This is a genomic window from Sphingopyxis sp. LC81, assembly GCF_000756375.1.
Classification (GTDB): Bacteria; Pseudomonadota; Alphaproteobacteria; order Sphingomonadales; family Sphingomonadaceae; genus Sphingopyxis.
Genome location: NZ_JNFD01000046.1, coordinates 1 through 25,216, shown reverse-complemented (window position 1 = coordinate 25,216; position 25,216 = coordinate 1). Strand labels below are relative to the sequence as shown.

At 66.3% G+C, this 25,216-nt stretch carries 25 protein-coding genes and 1 tRNA gene; 19 read left to right on the top strand and 7 right to left on the bottom strand.

The genetic code is table 11. The annotated features are described in order from the left end of the window. Nucleotides 1-76: 76 nt before the first annotated feature. The 4 genes from radA to FG91_RS19285 are packed head-to-tail and all read left to right on the top strand — an operon-like array spanning nt 77 to nt 4,320. Entirely contained in the window at nt 77-1,438 is a 1,362-nt protein-coding gene (gene radA, locus FG91_RS19300; protein ID WP_037518547.1) for a DNA repair protein RadA, read from the top strand. A gap of 10 nt (nt 1,439-1,448) precedes the next feature. Continuing rightward, nucleotides 1,449-1,988 carry a CvpA family protein gene (locus tag FG91_RS19295; RefSeq protein WP_081940689.1) on the top strand — a complete coding sequence of 180 codons (540 nt, stop codon included), beginning with the start codon at nt 1,449-1,451 and terminating at the stop codon, nt 1,986-1,988. Continuing rightward, nucleotides 1,985-2,413: an iron-sulfur cluster assembly scaffold protein gene (locus FG91_RS19290; RefSeq protein WP_037518383.1), complete on the top strand. Its 429-nt coding sequence runs from the start codon at nt 1,985-1,987 to the stop codon at nt 2,411-2,413. Before FG91_RS19295 ends, FG91_RS19290 begins: the two co-directional genes overlap by 4 nt. Further along, nucleotides 2,410-4,320: a cation:proton antiporter domain-containing protein gene (locus FG91_RS19285; protein ID WP_052187935.1), complete on the top strand. Its 1,911-nt coding sequence runs from the start codon at nt 2,410-2,412 to the stop codon at nt 4,318-4,320. The genes FG91_RS19290 and FG91_RS19285 overlap by 4 nt, the downstream gene beginning before the upstream one ends. Nucleotides 4,321-4,336: 16 nt before the next feature. On the opposite strand, the gene aroB is transcribed toward FG91_RS19285, so the two are convergent. Together aroB and FG91_RS19275 are read right to left on the bottom strand one after the other, a co-directional pair. Next, entirely contained in the window at nt 4,337-5,431 is a 1,095-nt protein-coding gene (gene aroB / locus FG91_RS19280; RefSeq protein WP_037518382.1) for a 3-dehydroquinate synthase, read from the bottom strand. Continuing rightward, entirely contained in the window at nt 5,419-5,997 is a 579-nt protein-coding gene (locus tag FG91_RS19275) for a shikimate kinase (RefSeq protein ID WP_037518542.1), read from the bottom strand. The genes aroB and FG91_RS19275 overlap by 13 nt, the downstream gene beginning before the upstream one ends. Before the next feature lie 128 nt (nt 5,998-6,125). Between FG91_RS19275 and FG91_RS22520 the strand changes: the two genes are divergently transcribed. From FG91_RS22520 to FG91_RS19255, 5 genes are all read left to right on the top strand, one after another. Continuing rightward, complete coding sequence (locus FG91_RS22520; protein ID WP_268746392.1) at nt 6,126-6,251, top strand: hypothetical protein; 126 nt, start codon at nt 6,126-6,128, stop codon at nt 6,249-6,251. Further along, entirely contained in the window at nt 6,248-8,065 is a 1,818-nt protein-coding gene (locus FG91_RS19270; RefSeq protein WP_052187934.1) for a hypothetical protein, read from the top strand. Before FG91_RS22520 ends, FG91_RS19270 begins: the two co-directional genes overlap by 4 nt. 26 nt (nt 8,066-8,091) lie before the next feature. Then, nucleotides 8,092-9,015, top strand: a complete 924-nt coding sequence (locus FG91_RS19265) for a tyrosine recombinase (RefSeq protein WP_037518381.1) — start codon at nt 8,092-8,094, stop codon at nt 9,013-9,015. Nucleotides 9,016-9,026: 11 nt separating this feature from the next. After that, nucleotides 9,027-9,974 (top strand): acetyl-CoA carboxylase carboxyltransferase subunit alpha, encoded by a 948-nt coding sequence (locus FG91_RS19260; protein ID WP_037518379.1) that lies wholly within the window; start codon nt 9,027-9,029, stop codon nt 9,972-9,974. Nucleotides 9,975-10,102: 128 nt separating this feature from the next. Continuing rightward, nucleotides 10,103-11,614 carry a M48 family metalloprotease gene (locus FG91_RS19255; RefSeq protein WP_081940688.1) on the top strand — a complete coding sequence of 504 codons (1,512 nt, stop codon included), beginning with the start codon at nt 10,103-10,105 and terminating at the stop codon, nt 11,612-11,614. 58 nt (nt 11,615-11,672) lie between these two features. On the opposite strand, the gene FG91_RS19250 is transcribed toward FG91_RS19255, so the two are convergent. Together FG91_RS19250 and FG91_RS22440 are read right to left on the bottom strand one after the other, a co-directional pair. Continuing rightward, nucleotides 11,673-11,855, bottom strand: a complete 183-nt coding sequence (locus tag FG91_RS19250; protein WP_037518376.1) for a Flp family type IVb pilin — start codon at nt 11,853-11,855, stop codon at nt 11,673-11,675. A gap of 147 nt (nt 11,856-12,002) precedes the next feature. Then, a complete protein-coding gene (locus FG91_RS22440; RefSeq protein WP_037518374.1) occupies nt 12,003-12,173 on the bottom strand; it encodes a Flp family type IVb pilin in 171 nt (56 codons plus the stop codon). 72 nt (nt 12,174-12,245) lie between these two features. Between FG91_RS22440 and FG91_RS19240 the strand changes: the two genes are divergently transcribed. Beyond that, a complete protein-coding gene (locus tag FG91_RS19240; RefSeq protein ID WP_037518371.1) occupies nt 12,246-12,668 on the top strand; it encodes an NUDIX domain-containing protein in 423 nt (140 codons plus the stop codon). On the opposite strand, the gene FG91_RS19235 is transcribed toward FG91_RS19240, so the two are convergent. Further along, nucleotides 12,665-13,516: a methyltransferase domain-containing protein gene (locus FG91_RS19235; RefSeq protein ID WP_037518369.1), complete on the bottom strand. Its 852-nt coding sequence runs from the start codon at nt 13,514-13,516 to the stop codon at nt 12,665-12,667. The two genes, FG91_RS19240 and FG91_RS19235, sit on opposite strands and share 4 nt — an antisense overlap. 24 nt (nt 13,517-13,540) lie before the next feature. Between FG91_RS19235 and FG91_RS19230 the strand changes: the two genes are divergently transcribed. From FG91_RS19230 to FG91_RS19215, 4 genes are all read left to right on the top strand, one after another. Further along, on the top strand, nt 13,541-14,413 hold the full coding sequence (locus FG91_RS19230) for a ComF family protein (RefSeq protein ID WP_235212105.1): 873 nt from the start codon (nt 13,541-13,543) through the stop codon (nt 14,411-14,413). Between the two features lie 12 nt (nt 14,414-14,425). Then, nucleotides 14,426-14,686 (top strand): glutaredoxin 3, encoded by a 261-nt coding sequence (gene grxC, locus FG91_RS19225; protein WP_037518367.1) that lies wholly within the window; start codon nt 14,426-14,428, stop codon nt 14,684-14,686. Nucleotides 14,687-14,688: 2 nt separating this feature from the next. Beyond that, on the top strand, nt 14,689-15,156 hold the full coding sequence (locus tag FG91_RS19220; RefSeq protein ID WP_037518365.1) for a DUF1178 family protein: 468 nt from the start codon (nt 14,689-14,691) through the stop codon (nt 15,154-15,156). 49 nt (nt 15,157-15,205) lie between these two features. After that, nucleotides 15,206-15,282: transfer RNA gene (locus tag FG91_RS19215), tRNA-Arg, on the top strand. 140 nt (nt 15,283-15,422) lie between these two features. On the opposite strand, the gene FG91_RS19210 is transcribed toward FG91_RS19215, so the two are convergent. After that, nucleotides 15,423-18,308, bottom strand: a complete 2,886-nt coding sequence (locus FG91_RS19210; RefSeq protein ID WP_037518363.1) for a TonB-dependent receptor domain-containing protein — start codon at nt 18,306-18,308, stop codon at nt 15,423-15,425. 325 nt (nt 18,309-18,633) lie between these two features. Between FG91_RS19210 and FG91_RS19205 the strand changes: the two genes are divergently transcribed. Beyond that, a complete protein-coding gene (locus FG91_RS19205) occupies nt 18,634-19,701 on the top strand; it encodes a glycoside hydrolase family 43 protein (RefSeq protein ID WP_052187930.1) in 1,068 nt (355 codons plus the stop codon). An 18-nt stretch (nt 19,702-19,719) separates the two neighbouring features. On the opposite strand, the gene FG91_RS19200 is transcribed toward FG91_RS19205, so the two are convergent. After that, nucleotides 19,720-20,703 (bottom strand): Gfo/Idh/MocA family protein, encoded by a 984-nt coding sequence (locus FG91_RS19200; RefSeq protein WP_327195875.1) that lies wholly within the window; start codon nt 20,701-20,703, stop codon nt 19,720-19,722. 69 nt (nt 20,704-20,772) lie between these two features. On the opposite strand from FG91_RS19200, the gene FG91_RS19195 reads away from it, so the two are divergent. The 4 genes from FG91_RS19195 to FG91_RS19180 all read left to right on the top strand — a co-directional run. Further along, the gene (locus FG91_RS19195; protein ID WP_037518361.1) at nt 20,773-21,798 is read left to right on the top strand and encodes a glycosyl hydrolase family 43; all 1,026 of its coding nucleotides are present in this window, start codon (nt 20,773-20,775) and stop codon (nt 21,796-21,798) included. A gap of 108 nt (nt 21,799-21,906) precedes the next feature. Continuing rightward, complete coding sequence (locus FG91_RS19190) at nt 21,907-23,637, top strand: IlvD/Edd family dehydratase (protein WP_235212109.1); 1,731 nt, start codon at nt 21,907-21,909, stop codon at nt 23,635-23,637. Beyond that, entirely contained in the window at nt 23,634-24,494 is an 861-nt protein-coding gene (locus FG91_RS19185) for an SMP-30/gluconolactonase/LRE family protein (protein WP_037518357.1), read from the top strand. The genes FG91_RS19190 and FG91_RS19185 overlap by 4 nt, the downstream gene beginning before the upstream one ends. Before the next feature lie 66 nt (nt 24,495-24,560). Further along, nucleotides 24,561-25,216 (top strand): aldose epimerase family protein (locus FG91_RS19180; protein ID WP_037518354.1); only part of this gene is annotated, 656 nt, incomplete at its 3' end.

Sequence of the window (25,216 nt, the reverse complement as noted above, 5' to 3'; positions counted from 1 at the left end):
AACGCGGGCAAAAACTGAACCGTCGGCTTCGATGAAAGCGCTGGCGTTCGTTCTTTGTTCCGATTATGCGAGCCGCATGGCCAAAGCGAAACGTCAATATGTCTGCCAGAATTGCGGCTCCGCCACCTATCGCTGGCAGGGGCAATGCGCCGATTGCGGCGAGTGGAACACGCTGGTCGAGGAGGCTGCCGAAACGGTGTTTTCGGCCAAGCACGACCTCAGCCGCGGCGGACGCACGCTCGCGCTCGAAACGCTTGATGCCGAGAGCAAGATGCCCGAGCGGATGCTGTGCGGGATTGCCGAGTTCGATCGCGCGCTCGGCGGCGGTTTCGTCGCGGGGTCGGCGACGCTGATCGGCGGCGACCCCGGGATCGGCAAGTCGACTTTGCTGTTGCAGGCGGCGGGGCGGCTCGCCAAGGCGGGCAAGTCGGTCGTGTATATCAGCGGCGAGGAAGCGGCGGCGCAGGTGCGGCTGCGCGCACAGCGGCTGGGGCTGGGCGATGCGCCGGTGGCGCTCGCCAGCGCGACATCGGTGCGCGACATCCTTGCGACGCTCGACAAGCAGACGGCCGATTTCGTCGTGATCGATTCGATCCAGACGATGCACAGCGACCTGATCGACAGCGCGCCGGGGACGGTGAGCCAGGTGCGCGCGAGCGCGCAGGAACTGATCCGCTATGCCAAGGACAGCGATGCGGCGATCGTGCTCGTCGGCCATGTCACCAAGGACGGGACGATCGCGGGGCCGCGCGTGCTCGAACATATGGTCGACACGGTGCTGGCGTTCGAGGGCGAGCGCAGTCATCAATATCGCATCCTGCGCGCGGTGAAAAACCGCTTTGGCGGCACCGACGAGATCGGGGTGTTCGCGATGGGCGAGGAAGGGCTGGGCGAGGTCAGCAACCCGTCGAGCCTGTTTCTGACCGACCGCAGCCGCGATGTGCCGGGGTCTGTCGTCTTCCCCGCGCTTGAAGGAACGCGGCCGGTGCTCGTCGAGGTGCAGGCGCTCACCGTCCGTCTCGCGAGCGGCGCGACGCCCCGCAGGGCCGTCGTCGGCTGGGACAGCGGGCGGCTTGCGATGGTGCTTGCGGTGCTGGAGGCGCGCTGCGGGCTCCAGATGGGCGCCGCCGAAGTCTATCTCAACATCGCGGGCGGCTATCGGCTCACCGATCCCGCCGCCGATCTCGCGGTCGCCGCGGCGCTGATCTCGGCGTTCAGCGAGCGGCCGGTGCCCGCCGACGCCATCGTATTCGGCGAGCTGTCGCTCTCGGGCGAGGTGCGGCAGGTTTCGCACGACGGCTTGCGCCTCCGCGAAGCGGCGAAGCTCGGTTTTTCGCGCGGCTGGGGGCCGACGGGCATGAAAGCGGTCGGCGGGATTTCGGTCACCGGTTTCGGGCGGCTCGGCGAACTCGTTGACCTGATGCTCGGGCGCGACTAGCGACCGGCCTATGGGAAGTCTGACGGCTCTGGATATCGTCGTGCTGGTGCTGGTTGGCGGCGGCGCGGTGCTCGGTTTTTCGCGCGGCCTCGTGCAGGAGGTGACGACGCTGCTCGCCTGGATTCTGGCGATCGCGGCGGTGCGTTTCTTTCACCCGCTGGTGACCGACCTTCTCGCGGGCTGGGTCGGGACCGAAGGCGGCGCCGCGGCACTCGCCTTCGTACTCCTCTTCGGCGGCGTGTTCGCGCTCGCCAAATGGGGATCGCGCGCGATGGGGCAACGCAGCCGCGCGTCGCTGGTCGGCGGGTTCGACCGCGGGCTGGGCGCGGGGTTCGGCGCCGTGAAAGGGCTGCTGATCGCGTCGATCGGCTTCATGCTCCTCACCTTGCTCTATGATATAGGTTATGGCGTTATGCAGCGCCCCGCGTGGATGACCGACAGCCGCACCTATCCGGCGCTCAATGCGACGAGCGCGGCGATGAGCAAGGTCATCGCCGCGCGCCGCGCCGAGGCCCTCGAGGCCGAAGCTGCCGGGGCGGACAAGCCATGAGCGCGCCGCTCTATAATCGCGACATATTGGCGCTGGCGGTGGCGACCGCGGAATATCTGCCGATCGCCGACGCGCGCCACCGCGTGAGCAAGCGCGCGCCGCTGTGCGGCAGCGCGATCATTCTCGATCTCGATACCGATGACGCGGGCCGGGTGACGCGCGTCGGCATGCATGTCGAGGCGTGCGCGCTGGGTCAGGCATCGGCGGCATTGCTTGCGCGCCACGCGCCGGGGCTCGGCCTGACCGAACTGCGCGCCGCGCGCGACGGGATCGCCAGCTGGTTCGCGGGCGCGGACGCACAGCCCGACTGGCCGGGGTTCGACCTGCTTGCGCCGGCGCAGGGCTATCCGGCGCGCCACGGCGCGATCCTGCTGCCCTTCGACGCCGCCATCGCGGCGCTTGAGGAGCGGGCGGCGGCTGCATGACGTTGCTCGCGCTCACCGCGGCCGCCTCGGAGGCGGCCGGAAAGGTGGCCGAAACCGCAACCGACACCGCGCTGGTTGAAGGCGCGATCCTGCTCGGCGTCGCGACCTTGTTCGTGCTGATCTTTCGCCGCCTCGGCCTCGGCGCGGTGCTTGGTTATCTGATCGCGGGGGCGATCGTCGGGCCGCACGGGCTCGGGCTGGTCGGCGGCGGCGAATCGAAGCTCGCCTTTGCCGAACTCGGGATCGCCTTCCTGCTCTTTCTCGTGGGGCTCGAACTGTCGCCGGGACGCTTGTGGCAGATGCGCCGCGCGATCTTCGGGCTCGGTATGGTGCAGGTCGTGGTGACCGGGCTCGTGCTCACCGGGCTCATCCATCTGACCTTGGGGTTCAGCCCGGCAGCCTCGCTCGCGCTCGGCCTGCCGCTCGCGCTGTCGTCGACCGCACAGGTGCTGCCCGGGCTCAAGAGCTCGGGCCGGATCAATTCGCCCTTTGGCGAGAAAGCCTTCTCGATCCTGCTGTTCCAGGACCTCGCGATCGTGCCGATGATCACGATCGTCGCCGTGCTGTCGCGCGCGCCCGCCGATCCGTCGGCGCCGCCGGGGTGGCAGATGGCCTTTTTCACCTTGTGGGCGATCGTCGTGCTCGTCCTCGCGGGCCGCTTCGTGGTCAATCCGCTGCTCCGCATCATCGGACGTTATGGTGAGCGCGAATTGTTCGTCGTCGTCGGGTTGCTCACCATCCTTGCGAGCGCGGCGCTGATGCACAGCCTGCACCTGTCGACCGCGCTCGGCGCCTTCATCGCGGGGGTGATGCTCGCCGACTCGCCCTATCGGCACGAGATCGAATCGGATGTCGAACCCTTCCGCCTGATCCTGCTCGGCCTCTTCTTCCTTGCCGTCGGCATGGTGCTCGACGTCGGGGCGGTGATCGAGCGGCCGTTGCTTGTCCTGTCGCTCGCGCTCGGGCTCGTCGCGGTGAAGGTCGTCGTCCTCACCTTGATCGTGAAATTGTTCGGCAAGCCGTGGCCGGTGGCACTCGGGCTCGGGTTGCTGCTGAGCCAGGGCGGCGAGTTCGGCTTCCTGCTGTTCGCGCAGGCCGCCGACGCGCTGCTGATCGATCCCGCAGCGGCGAGCCTGTTCAGCGCGGTGGTGACGCTGTCGATGGTGACGACGCCGTTCCTGATGCTCTTCGCGCGCAATCTGGAGTTTTCGCCCGCCGCCGAGCCGTTCGACCTCGACGATCCAGAGGGCGCACCGCGCGGGTCCGCGATCGTCGTCGGTTACGGGCGGTTCGGGCAGATCGTCTCGCAGATGCTGCACGGCGTCGCCTGTTCGGTGACGCTGATCGACAAGAAACCGAGCCAGATCGAGCTGTCGAGCCGTTTCGATACCAAGGTCTATTTCGGCGACGGGCTGCGCGTCGACCTGCTCCGCCGCGCCGGCGCCGACGAGGCGCGGCTGATCATCTTCTGCATCGACGATGCCTCGGTCGATGCCGCGGCGTTGAAGCCGATCGTCGACGCGTTTCCGAATGCGAAGGTGCTGATGCGCGTCTTTGACCGCCGCCAGTTGCTCGCGATCGACGGGGCGGGGGTCGACGGGGTTATTCGCGAGGTTTTTGAAAGCTCGGTCGCGATGGGCCTCACCGCGCTGCGCTATCTCGACGTCGATCCGCGCGAGATGGAAGATGTCGAGGCGACGTTGCGCCATCTCGACGAGACGCGGCTGCAGGCGCAGATCGACGAGGGCGATATTTCGGCGGGCATGGACCATCGCTTCAAGCCGGGCGGCGGACGCGAGGCCGAAAGCGTGCTGGAGAAATTCCGTTTGCGGCGCCTGGCGGCGAAGGCGCTGAAAGACGATCCGAAGGACGAGGAAAGCGAGCAGGCGTCGTCAGCGGTGAACTGACGCCCAAGTTCTGACCCTAACCGTCGAGAAACGCCGCGACGGCGTCGAGTCCATAGTCTTCAGTGACGAAACTCTGTCCGATACCGCGGGTCAGGATCAGCGGCAGCTTGCCGCCGCGCACCTTCTTGTCGTGCGCCATATGCCCCGCGAGCGTCGCGCCATCACAATTGACGCCCGCGCTGGCAAGACTGTGCGGCAGGTCGACGCTCGCCAGATGCGCGCGCACGCGTTCGGCGTCGGCCGCGGAGCAGAGGCCGTTCGCGGCCGAAAACTGGTGCGCAAGGACCATGCCCGCCGCGACGGCTTCGCCATGGAGCAGCCGGTCCGAATAGCCCGTTTCGGCTTCGAGCGCGTGGCCGAAGCTGTGGCCGAGGTTGAGCAGCGCGCGAATGTCCTGCGTCTCGCGCTCGTCGGCGGCGACGATGCGCGCCTTGGCGGCGACGCTATGGGCAATCGCCTTGTGACGGGCCGCGCTGTCGCCCGCGAGCAGCGCCGCGCCATGCTCCTCGCACCAGGCGAAGAAATCGGCGTCGTCGATCAGGCCATATTTGACGACTTCGGCATAGCCGGCGCCGAGTTCGCGGCGCGGCAGCGTTTCGAGCGTCGTCGGGTCGATCACGACCAAGGCGGGCTGGTGGAAGGCGCCGATCAGATTCTTGCCCGCGGGGACGTTGATCGCGGTCTTGCCGCCGACGCTGCTGTCGACCTGCGCCAGCAAGGTGGTCGGCACCTGGATGAAGTTGCAGCCGCGTTTGACGATGCTGCACGCGAAGCCGACGAGGTCGCCGATCACGCCGCCGCCGAGCGCGATGACATGATCGCCGCGCTCGACGCCTTCGCCGATCAGCCATTCGGTCAGGCGCGCGAGACCCGCCCAGCTCTTCGTGCCTTCGCCCGGGTCGAGCACGAAGGAGGAAAAGGAGATGTTCGCCATCGCGAGCGAGGTGCCGAGCGGGATCAGATATTGTTCGGCGACGTGGGTGTCGGTGACGATCATCGTGCGCGGGCGTTTCAGCAGCGGCGCGACATGATCGCCGATGTCGCGGATCAGCCAGTCGCCGATCAATATCGGATAGCTGCGGCTGCCCAATTCGACGGTCAGGCTTTCCATTTCGGATCTTCCCACTTTGACAGGGCCTCCAGGATCGCGCGCACCGTATGGTCGTGCGGCGTGCTTGCCGAACTGACGCGAATATGCGCCTCGGCATAGATGGGATTGCGGACCGCCGCCAGTTCGCGGAGCACTTCGCCGGGGTCGCGGTTCCTGAGCAACGGGCGATGGCTGCGGCGGCCGACGCGTTCGACCAGCGTCGCTATATCGGCGTCAAGCCATATGCAAAGACTGTCGCGGAGGATCAGCGCGCGGGTTTCCTCGTTGACGAAGGCGCCGCCGCCGGTCGCCAGCACCATTGGCTTTTCGCCGAGCAGGCGCGAAATCACGCGGCGTTCGCCGTCGCGAAAATGCGCCTCGCCGAAACGCGCGAAAATATCGGAGATCGTCATGCCTGCCGCGCGTTCGATTTCGTCGTCGGCGTCGGCGAAGCGCATGCCGAGCCGCTGCGCGAGGCGGCGGCCGATCGTCGATTTACCCGACCCCATCAGCCCGACGAGCACGATCGACCGGTCGCGGATCGACGCGGGGACGGCTGAAGCCGGGCTTTTCGGGTTTCGCGACATGGTGCGCGCGGCTATACCGAAGGGACCGCGCGGAACAATCGTTTTGCTGCGGTTCAAATGAGACGAACGGCAGGCATTGGATATTGCGCGCTCGGGGCAGATCGGGAAAAGGCCGCTGGATCGCACGATTGATCGTGCTGGCGCTGGTGCTGGCGGCGTTCTTTCTGTTCCTGCTGTTCCTGGGCCGGCCGATCGAGCCGCGAATGATTGAGGTGGACGTGACCGACAAGATTGCCGAAAGCGCTCCACGATGAAGATGAAAACGCTTTCGCTGACGCTGGGCCTTTCGGGCACCGCGCTCGCCGCGGTGCTGGTCCTGCCCGCGCTCGCGCAGGAATCGCTGCTGCCCGAAGGCTTCGGCAACCCCGCCGAGACGCCCGCGCCGCGGCCGACCCCCACGCCGTCGCCGACCGCGACCCCGACGCCGGGCTCGACGCCGGTCAACGGCACCGCTCCGCCGCCTGTCGCACCGACCGTCGGGGCCACGAGCGCGAGTGCGCCCGCCGAAACCGGTGAAGAGGCCGAGGAAGGCGAAGAAGTCGAATCGGGCGGCCTCAAATACGACCTGCCGCCGGGCGCGCGGCGCCTGCTGACGCGTATCGGGCCGCTGACCCCCGAATCGGGCGGGCTTGCGCCCGATGCGTTCGGCGTGCGCGGCCAATATGCCGCCGCGATCATGGGCAAGACGAACGGCCAGTTCGCGTCGCGTTGGGGGCAGATATTGCTCCGCCGCTCGCTCGCGTCGGCGATCGACACCCCCGACACGATCAACGGCGCCGATCTCGCCGCCGCTCGCGCGGCGCTGCTGCTGCGCATGGGCGAATCGATCATAGCGCGCCGGATCGTCCAGTCGGTCGATTATGACCGCGCGAGTCCGCGCCTCGTCGCCGCGGCGCAGCAAACCTATCTCGCCAACGCCGATCCGGCGGGCATGTGTCCTTATGTCCCCGCAGGCCTCGCGCATGGCGACGAGCAGGCGTGGCGCCTGTCGTCGGCGATCTGTTCGGGGCTGTCGGGCGAAGCCGGGCCCGCGGGCTGGGCGATCGGCCGCGTGCGGTCGAGCGGCAAGATATCGAACTTCGACATATTGCTGGCCGAACGCGTGCTTGGCGCGACGGGCGCCGGCCGCCGCTCGACGACGATCGAGTGGGACAATATCGACCGGCTGACGAGCTGGCGCTTCGGCATGGCGACCGCGACCGCGATCCCGGTGCCCGAGGCGCTGCGCACCGCGGCGCCGTCCAATATCAAGAGCTGGACGGTGCTCGCGCCGATGACCGACATGGCGAGCCGCATCGCCGCGGCGCCCGAAGCCGCCGCGCGCGGTGTGCTGTCTAGCGAAGCCTATGTGTCGCTGCTGAGCGCCGCGGCGAGCGAAGAGGAGCCCGCCGAGGCGATCGTGACGCAGACCGATCAGCTGCGCAGTGCGTTTCGCCTCGCGGCCGGCGCCGACCGCTATGCCGCGATGCAGCAGTTGTGGGGCGCGGGCGGCACGCCGGCGCAAAGCTATGCCGCGATGGTCGCAACCGCACGCGCCGCCGCGGCCTTGCCGGTGAATACCGAAGTGGGCGGTGATCCCTGGCAGCTTTTGGGGTCGATGCTCGCGGGCGGATATGACGAAAATGCCATCGCGTGGGTCCCAACCGTATCGGTCGGAAGCCGCGCATGGGGCGTGCTCGCGGTGGGATCGCCGCGGCCGCTTACCGGCATGAGCGCGGGGGCGGTCGGCCAGTTTGCGGGCGACGACGACAGCGCCGACACGCTGCGGTCGAAATTCCTGCTCGCGGGTCTCGCGGGTCTCGGGCGGCTCGATGCGAGCGCGGCGGCATCGGCGGCGGACGATCTGGAGGTCGATCTGGGCAAACAGACGCGCTGGTCGCGCGCGATCATGGCGGCCGCCGAGCGCCGCGAGCCCGGCATGGTGGCACTTCTCGCGGCGGCGGGGATGCAGGGCGAATGGTCGAAAGTCCCGCCCTATCATCTCTATTATATCGTCCGGGCGCTGCGCGACGTGGGCCTCGCGGCCGAAGCGCGGATGATTGCGGCCGAAGCGCTGGTGCGTGTCTGAGCCCATAAAGCTGCCGGACATCGGCGATGTCTGACGCGGCGCTGATCGACCGCTTCCTCGAAATGATGGCGGCCGAGCGCGGCGCCTCGCGCAACACGCTGGCCGCCTATCGCCGCGATCTGGAACAGGCGGCGGAGTGGGGGCAGGGCCGGCTAGCCGACGCCGATGCGGCGGCGCTGCGCAAATTGATGGCGGATTATCAGTCGCTTGCGGCAAGCAGCGCCGCGCGCAAGCTGTCGGCGCTGCGCCAGTTTTTCGCTTTTCTGCTCGATGAGGGCGAGCGCGCGGACAATCCGGCGCTCGATATCGCGCGGCCCGCGACGCGCCGGCCATTGCCGCGTATCCTGACCCATGACCATGTCGAGCGATTGTTCGACCAGGCCGAGGAGGAAGCGGCGGGTGAGGCGCCGCCCGCGGCGGCGGTGCGGATGCTACTGCTGCTCGAGCTTCTCTACGGTTCGGGCCTCCGCGCCAGCGAACTGGTGTCGCTGCCCCGCCGCGCGATGGCCGGCGAGCGCGAATTTCTGATCATCCGCGGGAAAGGCGACAAGGAACGTCTGGTCCCGCTGTCTGAACGGGCGCGCACGGCGCTCGATCGCTGGCTGCCGCTCATCGCCGATGGATCGCTCTGGCTGTTCCCGTCGGGCAAGGCGCACATCTCGCGCGTGCGGCTGTTCCAGATGCTGCGCGACCTTGCCGCGCGCGCCGGGATCGACCCGACCGCGATCAGCCCGCATGTGCTGCGCCACGCGTTCGCCACGCATCTGCTCGAGGGCGGGGCCGATCTGCGCGCGCTGCAATTGATGCTCGGCCACGCCGATATCGCGACGACCGAAATTTACACGCATGTCGATAGCCGCCGCCTCGTCGAACTGGTCAACAAACGGCATCCGCTGGCGCGGATGGATGGCGCCCACCCCGAAGTTGACGTTGCCGCGCCTTCGTCCTAGCGCTCTCCGCCATGACAGCCTTTCTGGATTTCGAAAAACAGGTCGCCGCGCTCGATCGACAGATTGCCGAATTGCGCGAAATGGGGGACGACCCGACGCTCAACATCGATAATGATATCGCGCAGCTTGAGGGCAAGTCCTCGAAATTGCTGCGTGAAATCTATTCGAAACTGACGCCCTGGCAAAAGACGCAGGTCGCGCGCCACCCTGACCGCCCGCATTTCAAACATTATGTCGCCGGCCTGTTCGACGACTGGATGCCGCTGGCCGGCGACCGCAACTTCGGCGACGATCAGGCGATTTTGGGCGGAATGGCGCGATTCCGCGGCCGCCGCGTGATGGTCATCGGCCACGAAAAGGGCGACGATATTCCGTCGCGGATGAAGCATAATTTCGGGATGGCGAAGCCCGAGGGCTATCGCAAGGCGATCCGCCTGATGCAGCTTGCCGACCGTTTCGGGCTGCCGGTGGTGACTTTGGTCGACACCTCGGGGGCCTTTCCCGGAATCCAGGCCGAAGAGCGCGGGCAGGCCGAAGCGATCGCACGGTCGACCGAACAATGCCTGGCGCTCGGCGTGCCGATGGTCGCCGCGGTGGTTGGCGAGGGCGGCTCGGGCGGCGCGATCGCGCTTGCCGCCGCGAACCGCGTGCTGATGTTCGAACATGCCGTCTATTCGGTGATTTCGCCCGAAGGCTGCGCGTCGATCCTGTGGCGCACGTCGGACAAGGCGGCCGACGCCGCCGCGGCGATGAAAATGTCGGCGCAGGATCTGCTGGGGCTGAAGGTCATCGACCGCATCGTCACCGAACCCGTCGGCGGCGCGCATCGCGCGCCCGAAGTCGCGATTGCGGCGCTTGGCGATGCGATCGAGCAGGAACTGGGCGCGTTGGCAGGATTGCCGCGCGAGACGTTGCTCGCGGCGCGCGAGGAAAAATTCCTCGCCATGGGCCGCGCCTGAACCGGAACCCGATCGCGCGCATTTGCGTTCCCGATCAAGGCAATGACAAGTCCGGGCTATGGCGCGGCTTGCCTTGTCGTGAATCGAGGATATTCCTTGATGACCAGAAGCATAAGGGAGGCGCGGCAATGACCCGGAAGACGAAAAACGGGCTGGCGATCAAGCTGGCGGCATCGGCAGCGCTCGGCAGCCTGGCCTTGACCGGGGTTGCCGATGCGCAGCTGAAGGCGATCAAGACCGCGACGAGCATTTCGCCCGCCGAACGCAAGCAGGGCACCGACGCGCATCCGCAGCTGATGGCCGAATTCGGAGGCGCCTACAACGGCCCGCAGGCCGCCTATGTGAACCGCGTCGGACAGAATATCGCCGTTCAGTCGGGCCTGTCGCGTAGCCCAAGCGATTTCACCGTCACCTTGCTCAATTCGCCGGTGAACAACGCCTTCGCGATCCCGGGGGGCTATGTTTACGTGACGCGCCAGTTGATGGCGCTGATGAACGACGAGGCCGAACTCGCGGGCGTGCTCGGGCACGAGGTCGGCCATGTCGCGGCGCAGCACAGCAAGAAGCGCCAGTCGGCGGCGACGCGCAACCAGATCCTCGGCGTGCTCGGCGCGGTGCTGGGTGGGGCGATTGGTGACAATGGCGGGCTGCTCGGCGGCCTCGGCGGCTTGCTCCAGAATAATTCGATGCGCGTGGCACAGCTTGCGACGCTGGGCTTTTCGCGCAGCCAGGAATTGCAGGCCGACCAGCTCGGCGTCCAATATCTGCGCAGCGCGGGCTATGACACGATGGCGCTGTCGACGATGCTGACGAGCCTCGCCAACCAGACGACGCTCGACGCGCGCCTGTCGGGCGGCGACGCGCGCTCGTTGCCCGAATGGGCGAGCACTCACCCCGACCCCGCATCGCGCGTGCGCAACGCGCAGACGCTGGCGAGCCGGGCGGGCGGCAGCGGCGGTAACCGCAACGCCGATGCCTTTCTCGCTTCGATCGATAATGTGCTTTATGGCGACGATCCGGCGCAGGGCGTGGTCGAGGGGCGGGATTTCCTGCACCCCGATCTCCGGCTGCGTTTCACGGTGCCGAACGGCTATGGCATGCAGAACGCCGCCGATGCGGTGTCGGTCAGCGGCAATGGCGGGCAAGCGCAGTTCACGACGGGGCCGTACAGCGGCGACATGAATGCCTATATCGCCGCCGCGTTCAGGGCGGTGGCGGGTAACGCGTCGATCAGCCCCGGCGCGATCCAGCGCACGACGGTGAACGGCATCCCGGCATCCTATTCAACCGCACGCGTGAATACCCAGTCGGGGCAGGTCGATGTCACCGTCTTCGCTTATGAATTTTCTCGCAGCAGCGCGTTTCACTTCGTCGCGCTGACGCAGGCGGGTGGCGGCAGCGTGTTCAATTCGATGTTCAGCAGCGTCCGGCGCCTGAGCACGGCGGAAGCGGCGGCGATCAGGCCGCGGCGGATCGATGTCGTGACTGTCGGGCGCGGCGATACACTCGCCAGCCTCGCGCGGCGAATGGCCTATAGCAATTATCAGACCGAACGGTTCCAGGTGCTCAACCGCCTGACCGCGAGCAGCCGGCTGACGCCGGGGCAAAAGGTGAAGATCGTCGTCTACGCCAGCCGCTGACGGGACAAAAAAAAGGGGCGGTGTTTCCACCGCCCCTTTTTTATTCAGTTGCGACCACTTACGGGGTCGTCGTCGAGGTGGTCGACAGGCCGTTGTTAACCTTGTTGAAGGTGTTGGTGACGCTGTTGCCAACGGCGCCCATCGCGGCGATGCCGGCGACGGCGATCAGAGCGGCGATCAGGCCGTATTCAATGGCGGTCGCGGCCTTGGTGTCGCGGACGAATTTCTTGATGAACTTCATGTCTGGTCTCCTGATTTCACTTACCCTGTTGACGGTCTGGTCTGGGTCAACATTTGGGGGTTTAGGGCGAATAGGTTTTGAAAATCTTAATGGCATCCGCCCAAAACCGGTGCGTGGCAGCCCCGAAAAGGGACGGCGGTTCCGGCGCTACATATTATTCTGAGCCGCGGTCGAAACGTTATTCCACATGCCCACGGTGGAATTGGCGACATTGCCTACCGCAACTACGGCCGCCAAAAAGATAAGGGCCAGGATCAGCCCGTATTCGACGGCTGTGGCGGCCCTGGTCGACCGCATCAGCCTGTAAAAGTTTCGCATTGTTCCACCCCTGACTGAAATTATAGTTCCCGAGGGTGCCCATATTGACACAGGAAGGTTAACAATTTGTCCGTGCCAGACCCCGGAAAGCCGCAGAAAAGCTCGCTCGTTGTCGTGGCGGCGGCGCTCGTCGACCGCGACGGAAGGCTGCTTGTCCAGCAGCGTCCCGAAGGTCTGTCGATGGCGGGATTGTGGGAATTCCCCGGCGGCAAGCTGGAACCCGGCGAGACGCCCGAGCAGGCGTTGATCCGCGAACTGGGCGAGGAACTTGCGATCGATGTCGATCACGCCTGCCTCGCGCCCGCCTGCTTCGCGAGCGACATGCTCGGCGACCGGCATCTGCTGCTGTTGCTTTACGTGTGCCGCAAATGGCGCGGGACGCCGGCGGCACAGCACGCCAGCGCGCTGCGCTGGGTGCGCCCCGTCGAACTGCACGGCCTCGACATGCCGCCCGCCGACAAGCCGCTGATCGGCCTGCTGGAGGCGCTGATCTAATCTTTCGGCTTGAGCGCTTCGGCGAGCGAGGCGGTGCCGCTGCCGCGCCGCGCGGGTTGCGGCTGGTCGGGATGCGGCGCCCAACCGCTGAAATGGATCAGGCGGAAGGTTTCGGCAATCCGGCCGTCGGGATCGGCCTGCCCCGCGAAAGCGGCGGCAATCCGCTCGGTTTCCTCGCGCGTCAGGGGCGGCGGCGCGGGCGCGAGCCGGCTCGACAGGTCGGCGGCGCGCAGGTCGCGCACCAGCGCGAACCAGTCGCCATAACGCACCGTCAGCGCGTCGACATCGACAACGGGCAGGGTGAAGCCGACGCGCTGGAGCAGATTGCCCATCGCGGCGAGGTCGATCTGCGGATGCAGCCGCGCGATCGAACGCACGCCATCGGTCATCACCGCCCGGCGCAGCCGGGGCAGGCTGCCGTCGCCGACGAAGGCGCCGAGCAGCAGGCCGTCGGGGGCGAGCAGCGCGCGGAGGCGGAGCAGCGCGCCGGGGACGTCGTTGACGCTATCGAGCCCGCCGGGCCAGATGATGAGATCGAAACTGGCGAAGGGCAGGTCGATCGCGTCGGCCTCGACCGCGATGGCGCCGGTTCCGGCGGCAAGGCGCGGCCCCGCCTCAGCGATGGTGAGGGTGGTGCCGGTCGCGCGCAGATGATCGGCGAGCGCCGCGTCGTGCGCGCCGATCAGCAATGTGCGGGAAAACTCGCGCGTCACCATCGCCAGCCGGTCGAGCAGGGTTTCGGCGATGAGCGGCGCGAGGAAATTGGCCGATGCGGGCAGGTGCGCCATGCGGTCGCGCTGGGCGCGGTGGCGGGCCGGGGAGAATAGCGGGCGGGGAGGCTGCGACATGCGCCGCTTGTGCCGTCCCCGGCGATGCTTCACAAGCCGGTGATGGCGACGACGACGGGGGATGTCGAAAAAGACGGCGCGCCGGCCGGGGCATGGCTGGGCGGATTGCGCGCCGCGGCGCGTGCGATCGTCGATTATGCGCTGCCGCCGCGCTGCCCCGGCTGCGGCGTCATCGTCGGCGAAGACCGCCAGTTCTGTCTGACCTGCTGGTCGTCGCTTCACTTTCTCGATGGACCGTCCTGCTCCCGCTGTTCGATTCCATTGCCCGCCGCCTTGCCCGGCGGGCCGACCCTATGCGGCGCGTGCCTGGCGAGTGCGCCGCCGTTCGAGGGTGCGCCCGCGGCGGTCGCCTATGGCCCCGTCGCGCGCACGGTGGCGCTGCGCCTCAAATATGGGCGGCGGACCGGGCATGCCCGGTTGATGGCGCGGCTGATGGCACGGCAGCTCGCGATACTGGGAGACATCGATGCGATGCTGCTGGTTCCGGTGCCGTTGCACCGCTGGCGATTGTGGTCGCGCGGGTTCAATCAGGCGGCGTTGATCGCCGACGAACTGGAACGGCTGACGGGGGCGCCGCGCGATCATCACCTGCTTTTGCGCACCAAGGCAACGGCATCGCTGCGCGGCAAGGGGCGGCGCGAGCGCGACCGGATCGTCGCCGGCGCCTTTGCACTGGCGGGCGATGCCAAGGCGCGCGCGGCGGGGCGGCATCTGGTGCTGGTCGACGACGTCCATGCCAGCGGTGCGACGCTGCGCGCGGCGGCGCGGGTGCTCGGGCGCAGCGGCGCCGCACGGGTGTCGGCGCTCACCTGGGCGCGCGTCGTTCCCGATGCCCTGATGACAAGCAACATATTTGACTTTGCTTCGTTGGATTCCGATATGGCGAGTGAAGGATGACAGGATAGCCGCATGGCCAAGATCGAAGTGTTTACGAAGTTCTTCTGCCCCTATTGCTCGCGCGCCAAGGCGCTGCTCGAGCGCAAGGGCGTCGAATATCAGGAAATCGACCTGACGATGGACCGCGCCGGGTTCGACGCGATGGTCGAGCGCGCGGGTGGCGCGCGCACCGTCCCGCAGATATTCATCGACGGCAAGCATATCGGCGGCAGCGACGATATGGCGGCGCTCGATGCGCGCGGTGGGCTCGATCCGTTGTTGGGACTGGGCTGACCTTGATCGTTTTCGACCTTTGCTGCGCCGCCGGTGATCACCGTTTCGAGGCCTGGTTCGCGAGCAGCGAGAGTTTCTCCGACCAGCAGGCGCGCGGGCTGATCAACTGCCCGGTGTGCGGCGATGACGATGTGAAAAAGGCGGTGATGGCGCCGCGGGTCGGTACCAAGTCCAACCGTCAGGGGGCGGTGCAGCCGCCCATCAAACCGGTGGGTTCGCCCGAGCCATCGCCCGACCTGGTGCGCAAATTATTCGCCGACATTGCCGCGAAGCAGGCCGAAATGCTGCCGCAGTCGCGCTGGGTCGGGCGCGATTTCGCCGATGCGGCGCGCGCGATGCACGAAGGACGCGCGGCCGAAGATCTGATCCATGGCCAGGCCTCGCCCGAAGAAGCGCAATCGCTGCACGACGACGGGATCGCCGCGATGCCCCTGCTGGTGCCGATCGTCCCGCCCGAGGCGGCCAATTGATCCATCGCGATTGACGCTTTGCGCGCTGCACCGCTAAACGAGCGGCGGCGCACCCGTAGCTCAGCAGGATAGAGCATCAGATTCCTAATCTGGGGGCCACAGGTTCGAATCCTGTCGGGTGCACCATTTTTCGGCTTGCCCGAATTCGATCGCCGTCAGCAGCGCTTCCGCCTCTTTCGTTCCGTCCGTCAGATAGGGGATGTTGGATCGCAATGCGAAGGGGTGATCGATCTCGCGCGAGATCGATCACCCTCCAAGCCGAATGCCTACATCTTGAAGCTGGCGCGGACGTAATAATAGCGCCCGGGCAAATCATAGGCGGTCGGATCGAAATTGTTGATGTCGCAGCTGATGCACCCCGGCGCCTTGACGTTGAACAGATTGTTCACGCCGAGCGCGAAGCCGAAGGCCTCGGGGTCCTCCGCCGGGAACCAACGCAGCTGGAAATCGGTGTAGAAGCGCGCCTTCAACTTGTTGTCGTTGGCCAGCGGTTCGCGGATCGCCGAAACATAACGGCCGGTCAGCGTCGCGCCGATCGATGCGCCGTCCCAGTCGAGGATGCCGACCGACTTCCATTTGGGGAAGGCCTGACTGGGACTGCCCTGTTCGGTCCCTTCGCGGCTGACGACCAGCGAGCCGTCGGCGGTCGGCACGATCACGTCATATTTCGTCAGGATCGTGTTGTTCCAGGTGAAGCCGAACCGCCCGGCGGACGTTTTCTGTGTCCGGAAGGTCAGGTTGGCGTCGATCCCCTTGGTACGGATGCCCGCGATATTCTGGAGCAACCCTTCGACAAAGGTCAGCTGGCCGCCCGCTGCGCGGGTGACGAGCGCGCAGGCGTCGGCATCGTTCTGCCCGGCACATTGCGCCAGCGTGATCTCGGCATTCACCGCCTGGATCGCGCCCTTGATCTTGATGTCGTAATAATTGGCCTCGATCGACAGGCCGGGGACGAAACCCGGACTGTAAACGCCGCCAAAGATCCAGCTTTTTGAACTTTCGGCGGCCAGATCCTGATTGCCGCCGACGAGTACCGAAATCTGCGGATTGGCCTGCGCATAGCCGGCGGCCGGAACCCCCTGCGCGATGCAATTGGTCCGAACGGTTGAGTTATTGTTCCAGTTCTGGCCCGTGGTCGTGGAGGTCGAGCAGGGATCGTTGATCTGCTGGTCGAAGCGCGACTGGGTGCCGAACAATTCGCCGATCGACGGCGCGCGGAAGCCTTCGGCATAGGAAGCGCGGAGGCGCAGGTCCTGGATCGGTTTCCAGTTGACCCCGCCCTTCAGCGTCGTCGTCGAGCCCGAGGTCGAATAGTCTGACCAGCGCACCGCGCCGGTGAATTCGAGCAGGTCGAAGAAGGGGGTGTCGGACAGCACCGGAGCGCTGAGTTCGGCATAGGCTTCCTTGACGTTATAGCTGCCGCGCGTCGGCAGCGCCGGGATGTCCGAACTGAAGCCCGCAGCGACGATCGGATCGGGATCGAAGCTGCCTTTCAGTTTGCGATATTCGACCCCGACCGCGATGCCGAGCGGCCCGCCGGGCAGGTCGAACAGGCTGCCGGTGATGTTGGCCGAGGCGCTGAAGGTCGACTGGCGGCTGCGGTCGCGCTGGGTGAACATGACATAGTCCATCATCGGCTGGGTGATCGAACCGACCCCGCCGAAGATGTTGAACGGCACGCATTCGCCGGTGCAGGCGGCGACCGGACCGAGCGCGCGGCGCAGGCGATCCGAATTGATGTTGCCGAACATCGTCTGCTTCGCCTTGTTGCGGCCATAGGCGGCGTTGACGTCCCAATACCATTTGCGCCCGCCGCCGAACTCGAAGCTGCCGTCGAGCGTCGCGACGCCATAGAGGGTCGTCACGCTCTGGTTGAAGCGGCGCGGGCCGCCCTCGACGAAGCGGCGATAGACGAGATCGGTGTTGCTCGCGTCGAGCGTCACCCCGAACGGGTTGAAGGGGTTGGTCGCATCGACGGTGATCGCGTCGAGCACCGGCGTCAGCCCCGCGGCGGGGCCGAAACCAAAGGGCAGCGGCGCGGCCTGGTTCTTCGATTTACGCCGGTTCCAAATCCCGCGAACCGAGAAATTGATGCTGTCGGAGATTTCCTGGCGGGCGTTGATAAAGGCGCCATAGCGTTCGACCGGAATCTGGAGATAGTTGAACGGGCCGAAATTGAAGCGGTCGGCGGTGCCAAACGCCTTGAAATCGCTCGCCGGGTCGGTCGGATTGCCCGCATTGTACACGGGGTTGCGGCCGATTACCGGGCCGCGCAGCGTCAAATCATTTCTTACTATCTGCCCTTGTGCATCGGGCGTTCCGAAGACGATAAAGCGTCCGAGCGGCACGAAGCCCGAACAGCCGCCATCGAGGCAGGTGTTCGAATAGGGCGCAGGGAAACGCGAAATCGCGCGGCTGCCCGCGAGGACGCCGTCCTGCTGGACATAGTTGGCGCCGACGACAATCTGCGTCGGGCCGCGGCCATTGCCCCAGCTAACCTGCGCGCTCTTGGTAAAGCCGTCGCCCTGGCCATAACCGCCGACCTGCGCGCTGGCGCGGAGCCCCTCCTGGCTTTTCTTGGTGATGATGTTGACGACGCCCGCGATCGCGTCGGACCCGTAGATCGCCGAGGCGCCGTCCTGCAGCACCTCGATGCGCTCGATCGCGCTTTCGGGGATCGAGTTGAGGTCGGTCGATCCGGGGACGCCGCTCGCCGAAGCGCCGTTCACATAGCGGATGCCGTCGACGAGCACGAGCACGCGGCGCGACCCCAGATAACGCAGGTCGATTTCCGCCGCGCCCGCGCCGACGCCGCCGCCGTCGGGCGGATTGCCGAGGTTGCCGCTGTTGTTGAACTTGCTGTTGAGGCCGCCGCCCGAACTGGGCAGCCGCTGGAGCACGTCGTTGACCGAATTGAGACCGGTCTTCGCGATATCCTCCTGACCGATGAACGCGATCGGGGCTTCCTGATCCAACGGGTCGCGGCGGATGCGCGAACCGGTGACGACAATGGTATCCCCCGATGTTTCGGCCATGCTGTCCTGCGGAAGCGGTTCCGATTGCTGCGCGTTGCCGGGGGCAGCGCTTGCCAGAGCTGCCGCTACGGCGATGACGGCTGTTCCCGACCGAGCAAATTGCTGGAATTGGGTCATTATCCTCTCCTCCTGTTGTTTTCAGGCATATGTGTGCGGTCGCCGAAATCCGGCAGCCGCGTCAGCAACGCTCGGGAAAAGAGTTAGGATGAACGCCAAGCTCCCGCCGCATACGAATCATGCGGTGCTGTGGCCCTAGGGTCACAGTCGGGATGGAGCGCGAAATCCCTACGAGGTTGGGCGGCCGCGCTCACAATTTCCGAGGTGAAAGCTGACAGGCCGCTACCGGCCAACGCGTCCACGCATACGCGCCCAAGTCGCCGGTTGCCAATTTGATCATACTTATATTATAAATGAGGATCAGAGCAATAAGGAGGAGAGGCGCATGCATTTTTCGGGTTCGGTCAACCGTCTTGCGCGCCGCGTCGTCCGGCGGATCGCGTGGGGTGTTGCGGTCGCGGCAATCGGCGGTCTTGCATTGCCTGCGGCGGCTGAGGAGACGGGTGTCGCCACCTTCGCCAACCCGCTGCTTCCCTCGGGGCCCGATCCGTGGATTCTGCAGGACGGTGGATATTATTATTACACCCATACGCTCGGCGACCGGATCGCGCTCTGGCGGACCGACAATGTCGCGAGACTGGGCGCGGTCGCGCCGGTGACCGTCTGGACGCCGCCGAAGGAGGGGGCGAACGCGCATTCGATATGGGCGCCCGAACTGCATCGCATCGATGGGAAGTGGTTCCTCTATTATTCCGCGACCGCCAGCGGGTTCACCGACGACGATCATCGCGCGGTCTTTGTCCTGGAAAATGCGGGCCCCGATCCGTTGAGCGGAAAATGGGTCGATCGCGGCCGCGTCAACACGGCGCACGCCGGGATCGACGGCACCGTCTTCGATCACGGCGGCAAACGCTATTTCGCCTATTCGCCCTACATCGGCCCCGACAGCGCCATCGCGATTGCTGAGATGGCGAACCCCTGGACCCTGAAGGGGCGCGAGGCGGTGATCGCGCGGCCCGATCATGTCTGGGAACGGCAAGGCGGCCGGCAGATCGTCGAGGGGCCCGAATTTCTGCCCGGCCCGAAGGGCGATCTTTTCCTGACCTATTCGGCCAGTGCCTGCTGGTCGGATGATTATTCGCTGGGGCTGCTCCGCGCGCCGCCGGGCGCGGATCCGCTCGACGCCGCCGTGTGGAGCAAGTCGCCGCAGCCCGTCTTCAAAAGCGCCAATGGCGTTTATGCGACCGGACACAACGGCTTTTTCCGGTCGCCCGACGGCCGGGAGAACTGGATCATCTATCATGCCAATCCGGCCGCGGGCATGGGCTGCACGGCGAAACGGGCGCCGCATATCCAGCGTTTTGGATGGACCACCGCAGGCTGGCCGGATTTCGGCGCGCCCGTCGCCGCCGGAACGCCATCGCCTGTCCCCGCCGGGTCGCGCGCTCGCTGAGCGTCGGTTGCCGCCGGCTCAGAACGCGAACGGCGGCGCAGCGCGCTCCTCTCCAACGCGGTAAGCTTGTTCGACGAGTTCGAGCGGCGCGGTGTCGGCGTCGATTTCCGCGGCCTCGACCAGCGCGTGGAAGCGATCATAGAGGCGGGGATATTCGCGATTTTCGCCACTATGCGGCGCGGCGCCGGGCAGCTCGACCGTGGCGCCGCCGTCGCGCAGGATCAATCGCCCGGCATCGGTCGCAACTTCGATGTCCCAGCTTGGCGCGCCGGCGAACAGAAAATCGAGATCGGCTTCAATCTTATAGCCATCGGCGCTGCGCAATGTGCAGGCGGCGGCGATCGCGGCCGACCGGTTGCTCGGGATGTCGAGGGTGGCGGCCTCGACCACGAAGCGTGCTGGCAGGATGCGGGTCAGGATCGAGAGGGCGTTGATGGCGGGATCGAAGACCCCCATGCCCGCGCGCTCGAGGATCCACTCCTGCCCGGGATGCCACTGGCGGATATCCTCCTTCCACACGATCCGCCCGCCGGTGACGACGCGATCCGACAGCCAGTCGCGCGCGCTATCGACCGCGGCGGCTTCGCGCGAGTGCCAGGAGGCGAACAAAGTGACGCCCTTTGCCGCCGCGTGGCGCGCCAGCGCGTGCACTTCATCGGCGGTGACGCCGGGCGGCTTTTCGAGCATCACGTGCAGGCCGGCATCGATCGCGCGGCGCGCGATATCGGCGCGTCCTTCGGGCGGCGTGCACAGCGACACCGCGTCGAGCGGGACGCCGGCGGCGAGCAATTCGTCGATGTTGCGATAGCCCGGCACGCCATCGACCGAATCGTTGCGGCTCACGGTCGCGACCAGCCGGTAGCGCGGGTCGGCGGCGATCGCCGGCAAGTGCTGATCGCGCGCGATCTTGCCGATGCCGACCAGCGCGAGGCGGATTTCCGTGCCTTCGCGTGCCTTCGAAAAATCTTTCCTCTCGTCCATCGCGTCCTCTTTATTTATCATATATATCTGCTTATACGAGATCGAAGCTTATGCAAGGGGGCCGCGCAAGGTCCGCACAGGGGAGAGTTTATGCCGCTTCGCAGACTGTCGATGGCTTGCCTTGCGCTCGCTGCGTTCGTCGCGCCCGCCTTGGCGCAGGATAACACGCAGCCGGCATCGGCACCCGACACCTATGTCCATCCGGACAAGGCCTATCTGTTCGCGCATATGAAGACCGGTCATTACGGCATCCTCTATTATTCGGTCAGCCGCGATGGCCTCTATTGGACAGAGCTCAATGGCGGAAAGCCGGTGTCGAAGGATTATCACGGCCACGCTTCGATCGCACAGGGGCCTGACGGGCGCTATTATCTGGTCGGCAACAAGAGCGACGAGGACCCGCTGATCCGCTTCTGGGTGTCGGACGATCTGGTCAACTGGGCGCCCTATGGCACCTATCAGCCCGATCTGCAGTCGGCGGTCGGCCTCGCCAATCCGCTGCAGCGCATCGGCGCGCCGAAGCTTTATTTCGACAAGTCGTCGAAGCGTTTCCTGCTGAGCTGGCACACGCCGACCGTGCCGGGGTCGGCGAGCGACCCCGAACGCTATTGGGAAAGCCAGCGCACGCTTTACGTCCTGTCGCCCGACCTCAAAAGCTTTGCCGGGCCGCCGCGCCGCCTGTTCGAATGGGAGATGGCGACGATCGACACCGTCATCCAGCCGAACCCCGAGGGCGGCTATTGCGCGCTCCTGAAGGACGAGCGTTACCCCTCATACGCCTGGACGACGGGCAAGACCGTCCGCATCACCTGCGCGAAGGACATGACAGGTCCCTATCCGACGCCCGGCCCGTCGCTCAGCCCCAATTTCCGCGAGGCGCCGACGATCATCCGCGCGCCGAACGGCGCCGACTGGCTGCTCTATTACGAGCAATATGCCGGCACCAGCTATGGCCTGTCGAAAGCGCCGCGGCTCGAGGGGCCGTGGTTCCAGATGTCGGGGAACAGCGGCGTGACCGAATGGAACCGCTACGCGGTGCCCGCTGGCGCGCGCCACGGATCGATGATCGAGATCAGCAAGGCGCAGCACGACCGGCTGGTCGCGGCCTTCAAATGACATTGAGCCAAGTCAGGAAATGAAGTGACGGACGACAAGCAAGATAGCGGATCGAAGCGGCCGGCCCTGAGGTCGCGATCATGGTTCGACAATCCCGACAATCCCGACATGACCGCGCTCTATGTCGAGCGTTATCTGAACTATGGCCTGTCGCTCGAAGAGTTGCAGTCGAACCGGCCGATCATCGGGATCGCGCAGACGGGCAGCGATCTTGTGCCGTGCAATCGCCACCACATCGTCCTTGCCGATCGGGTGAAGCAGGGCATCCGCGACGCGGGCGGCATCCCGATCGAATTTCCGGTGCACCCCATTCAGGAAACGGGCAAGCGGCCGACGGCGGGGCTCGACCGCAATCTCGCCTATCTCGGGCTCGTCGAGACGCTCTACGGCTATCCGCTCGACGGCGTCGTCCTGACCATCGGCTGCGACAAGACGACCCCGGCGTGCCTGATGGCCGCGGCGACGGTGAATATCCCCGCCGCCGCGCTGTCGGTGGGGCCGATGATCAACGGCTGGTACAAGGGGCAGCGTACCGGGTCGGGCACGATCGTATGGAAAGCGCGCGAGATGCTCGCGGCGGGCGAGATCGACTATAAGGGCTTTGTCGAACTCGTCGCCTCCTCGGCGCCTTCGACCGGCTATTGCAACACGATGGGCACTGCGACGACGATGAACAGCCTGGCCGAAGCGCTGGGCATGGCGTTGCCGGGGTCGGCGGCGATCCCCGCGCCCTATCGCGACCGCCAGGAATGCGCCTGGCAGACCGGCCGCACGATCGTCGAGATGGTGCACGCCGATCGCAAGCCCTCCGACATTCTGACCCGCGCCGCGTTCCTGAATGCGATCAAGGTCAATGCCGCGCTCGGCGGGTCGACGAATGCGCCGATCCACCTCAACGCGATCGCGCGGCATATCGGGGTCGAGCTGACGATGGACGACTGGCAGCGCGAGGGCGAGGATGTTCCCCTGCTCGTCAACCTGCAGCCCGCGGGCGAATATCTGGGCGAGGATTTCTATCGCGCCGGCGGCGTCCCGGCGGTGATCGGCGAACTGCTGCGCCAGGGACTGCTCGACGGGACTGTGCTCACCGCCAACGGCCGCACGCTCGCGGAGAATTGCGGCGAAGCGGTGACGCAGGATGCGGCGGTGATCCGGCCCTTTGCGTCGCCGCTTCGCGAGGATGCGGGGTTGATGGTGCTCAGCGGCAATCTGTTCGATTCGGCGGTGATGAAGGCGAGCGTGATCTCTGACGCGTTTCGCGCGCGCTATCTGTCGGACCCCGATCGGCCGAATGTCTTCGAAGGCCGTGCGATCGTGTTCGACGGTCCCGAGGATTATCACGCGCGCATCGACGATCCGGCGCTCGGCATCGACGAGGGCTGCATTCTCGTCATCCGCGGCACCGGGCCGATCGGCTATCCAGGCGGCGCCGAAGTCGTGAACATGCAGCCCCCCGTCGCGCTCATCAAGCGGGGGATCCATACCTTGCCCTGCATCGGAGATGGGCGGCAGTCGGGCACGTCGGGCAGTCCCTCGATCCTGAACGCATCGCCCGAGGCCGCCGCCGGCGGCGGGCTGGCGCTATTGGCGACGGGCGACATCATTCGCGTCGACCTCGTGCGCCGGACCGCCGACATGCTGGTCGACGACGCCGAGCTTGTCGCGCGGCGGAGCCGGCTCGAGCAAGCGGGCGGCTACGCCTATCCGGCGTCGCAGACGCCCTGGCAGGAAATCCAGCGCCAGCTGGTCGGCCAGTTCGACAGCGGCGCCGCGCTGGAGGCCGCGACCAAATATCAGCGGCTCGCCCAAAATGCCGGCCTGCCGAGGGACAGCCATTGAGCGCTTTCGAGATCGTTGAGCGCGATACGCGCGACCGGCTGGGCGAGGGGCCTTTGTGGTCGCCGCGCGACAATGCGCTGTACTGGGTCGACATTCTCGGCTGCGCGCTCAATCGGTTCGACCTCGCGGGCGGGGAGGCGACCCGCTGGACGCTCGCCGAGCCGATCGGCTGGGTGATCGAGCGCGCGCCGGGCGACGGTTTCATCGCGGGCCTGCAAAGCGGTTTCGCCGAGCTGCGGCTCGATCCCTTCACGGTGACGCCGTTCCACGATCCCGAGCCCGACCTGCCCGCGAACCGGATGAACGACGCCAAGGCCGACGACGCGGGGCGCATATGGGCGGGGACGATGCCGTTCGATTGCGAAGGCGCGAGCGGCAGCCTCTATCGGCTCGATCCCGATCGCCGCGTCACCCGGGTCGATACCGGCTATACGATCGCGAACGGCCCCGCGCTCATGCCTGGCGGCGAGCATCTGTTCCATACCGACAGCAAGCTGGGGCACGTCTATCGCTATCGCATCGCCGATGATGGCAGTCTGCACGATCGCAGCATTTTTCTCGATTTCGCCGATCGCGACGGAACCCCCGACGGCATGACTTTCGATGTCGAGGGCGGGCTTTGGATCGCGCTCTGGGGTGCGGGGCGCATCGAACGCTACGCGCCCGACGCCAGCCTCGACCGCAGCATCGCGCTGCCCGCGTCGCAGCTCACCAGCTGCACCTTCGCGGGCGCCGATTTGGACCGCCTGTTCGTCACCTCGGCCGCCGAAGACGACACCGCGTCGCCGCACGCCGGCGCCTTGTTCGAGGTCGATGCCGGCGTCCGGGGATTTGCCCCACGCCAATTCGCAAGTTAATTATCATATTAAACGGCTTTACTCGCAAAAAGGTGCGTGATAGACCATGAATAGGGAGAGATTATCATGAAGGCGAAGCTTGCGGCATCGCTCGCAATCGGGGCGGCCGGCTGGGCGCTGGCCCTTGCCCCCGCGGGCGCGGCGGAAATCCAGCGCAAGCCTTTTGGCGCTCTCCCCGACGGACGGCAGGTCGAGGCGGTGACGCTGACCAACGCCAAGGGCGTTTCGGCGACGATCATCAACTGGGGCGCCGCGATCCAGTCGCTGATGATGCCCGACAAGCAGGGCAAGGTCGCCGACGTCCAGCTCGGCTATCCCTCGATCGACGGCTATCTCGCCAAGTCCGAATATTTCGGTGCGACGGTCGGACGCTTCGCCAACCGCATCGCGAAGGGCAAGTTCAGCCTCGACGGCAAACATTATCAGACGCCGGTCAACAACATCGGCAATTCGCTGCATGGCGGCACCGCCGGTTTCGACAAGGTGCTGTGGGAGGTCGTCGAGGTCAAGAAGGGGGCAACGGCGTCGGTGACGCTGCGTTATGTCAGCCCCGACGGCGATCAGGGTTATCCGGGCAAGCTCACCGTGCTTGCGACCTATTCGCTCAACGAGAAGAACGAGCTCGGCATCGAATATCGCGCGACGACCGACAAGCCGACGATCGTCAACATCACCAACCACGGCTATTGGAATCTCGCCGGCGAGGGGTCGGGGCAGGGGGC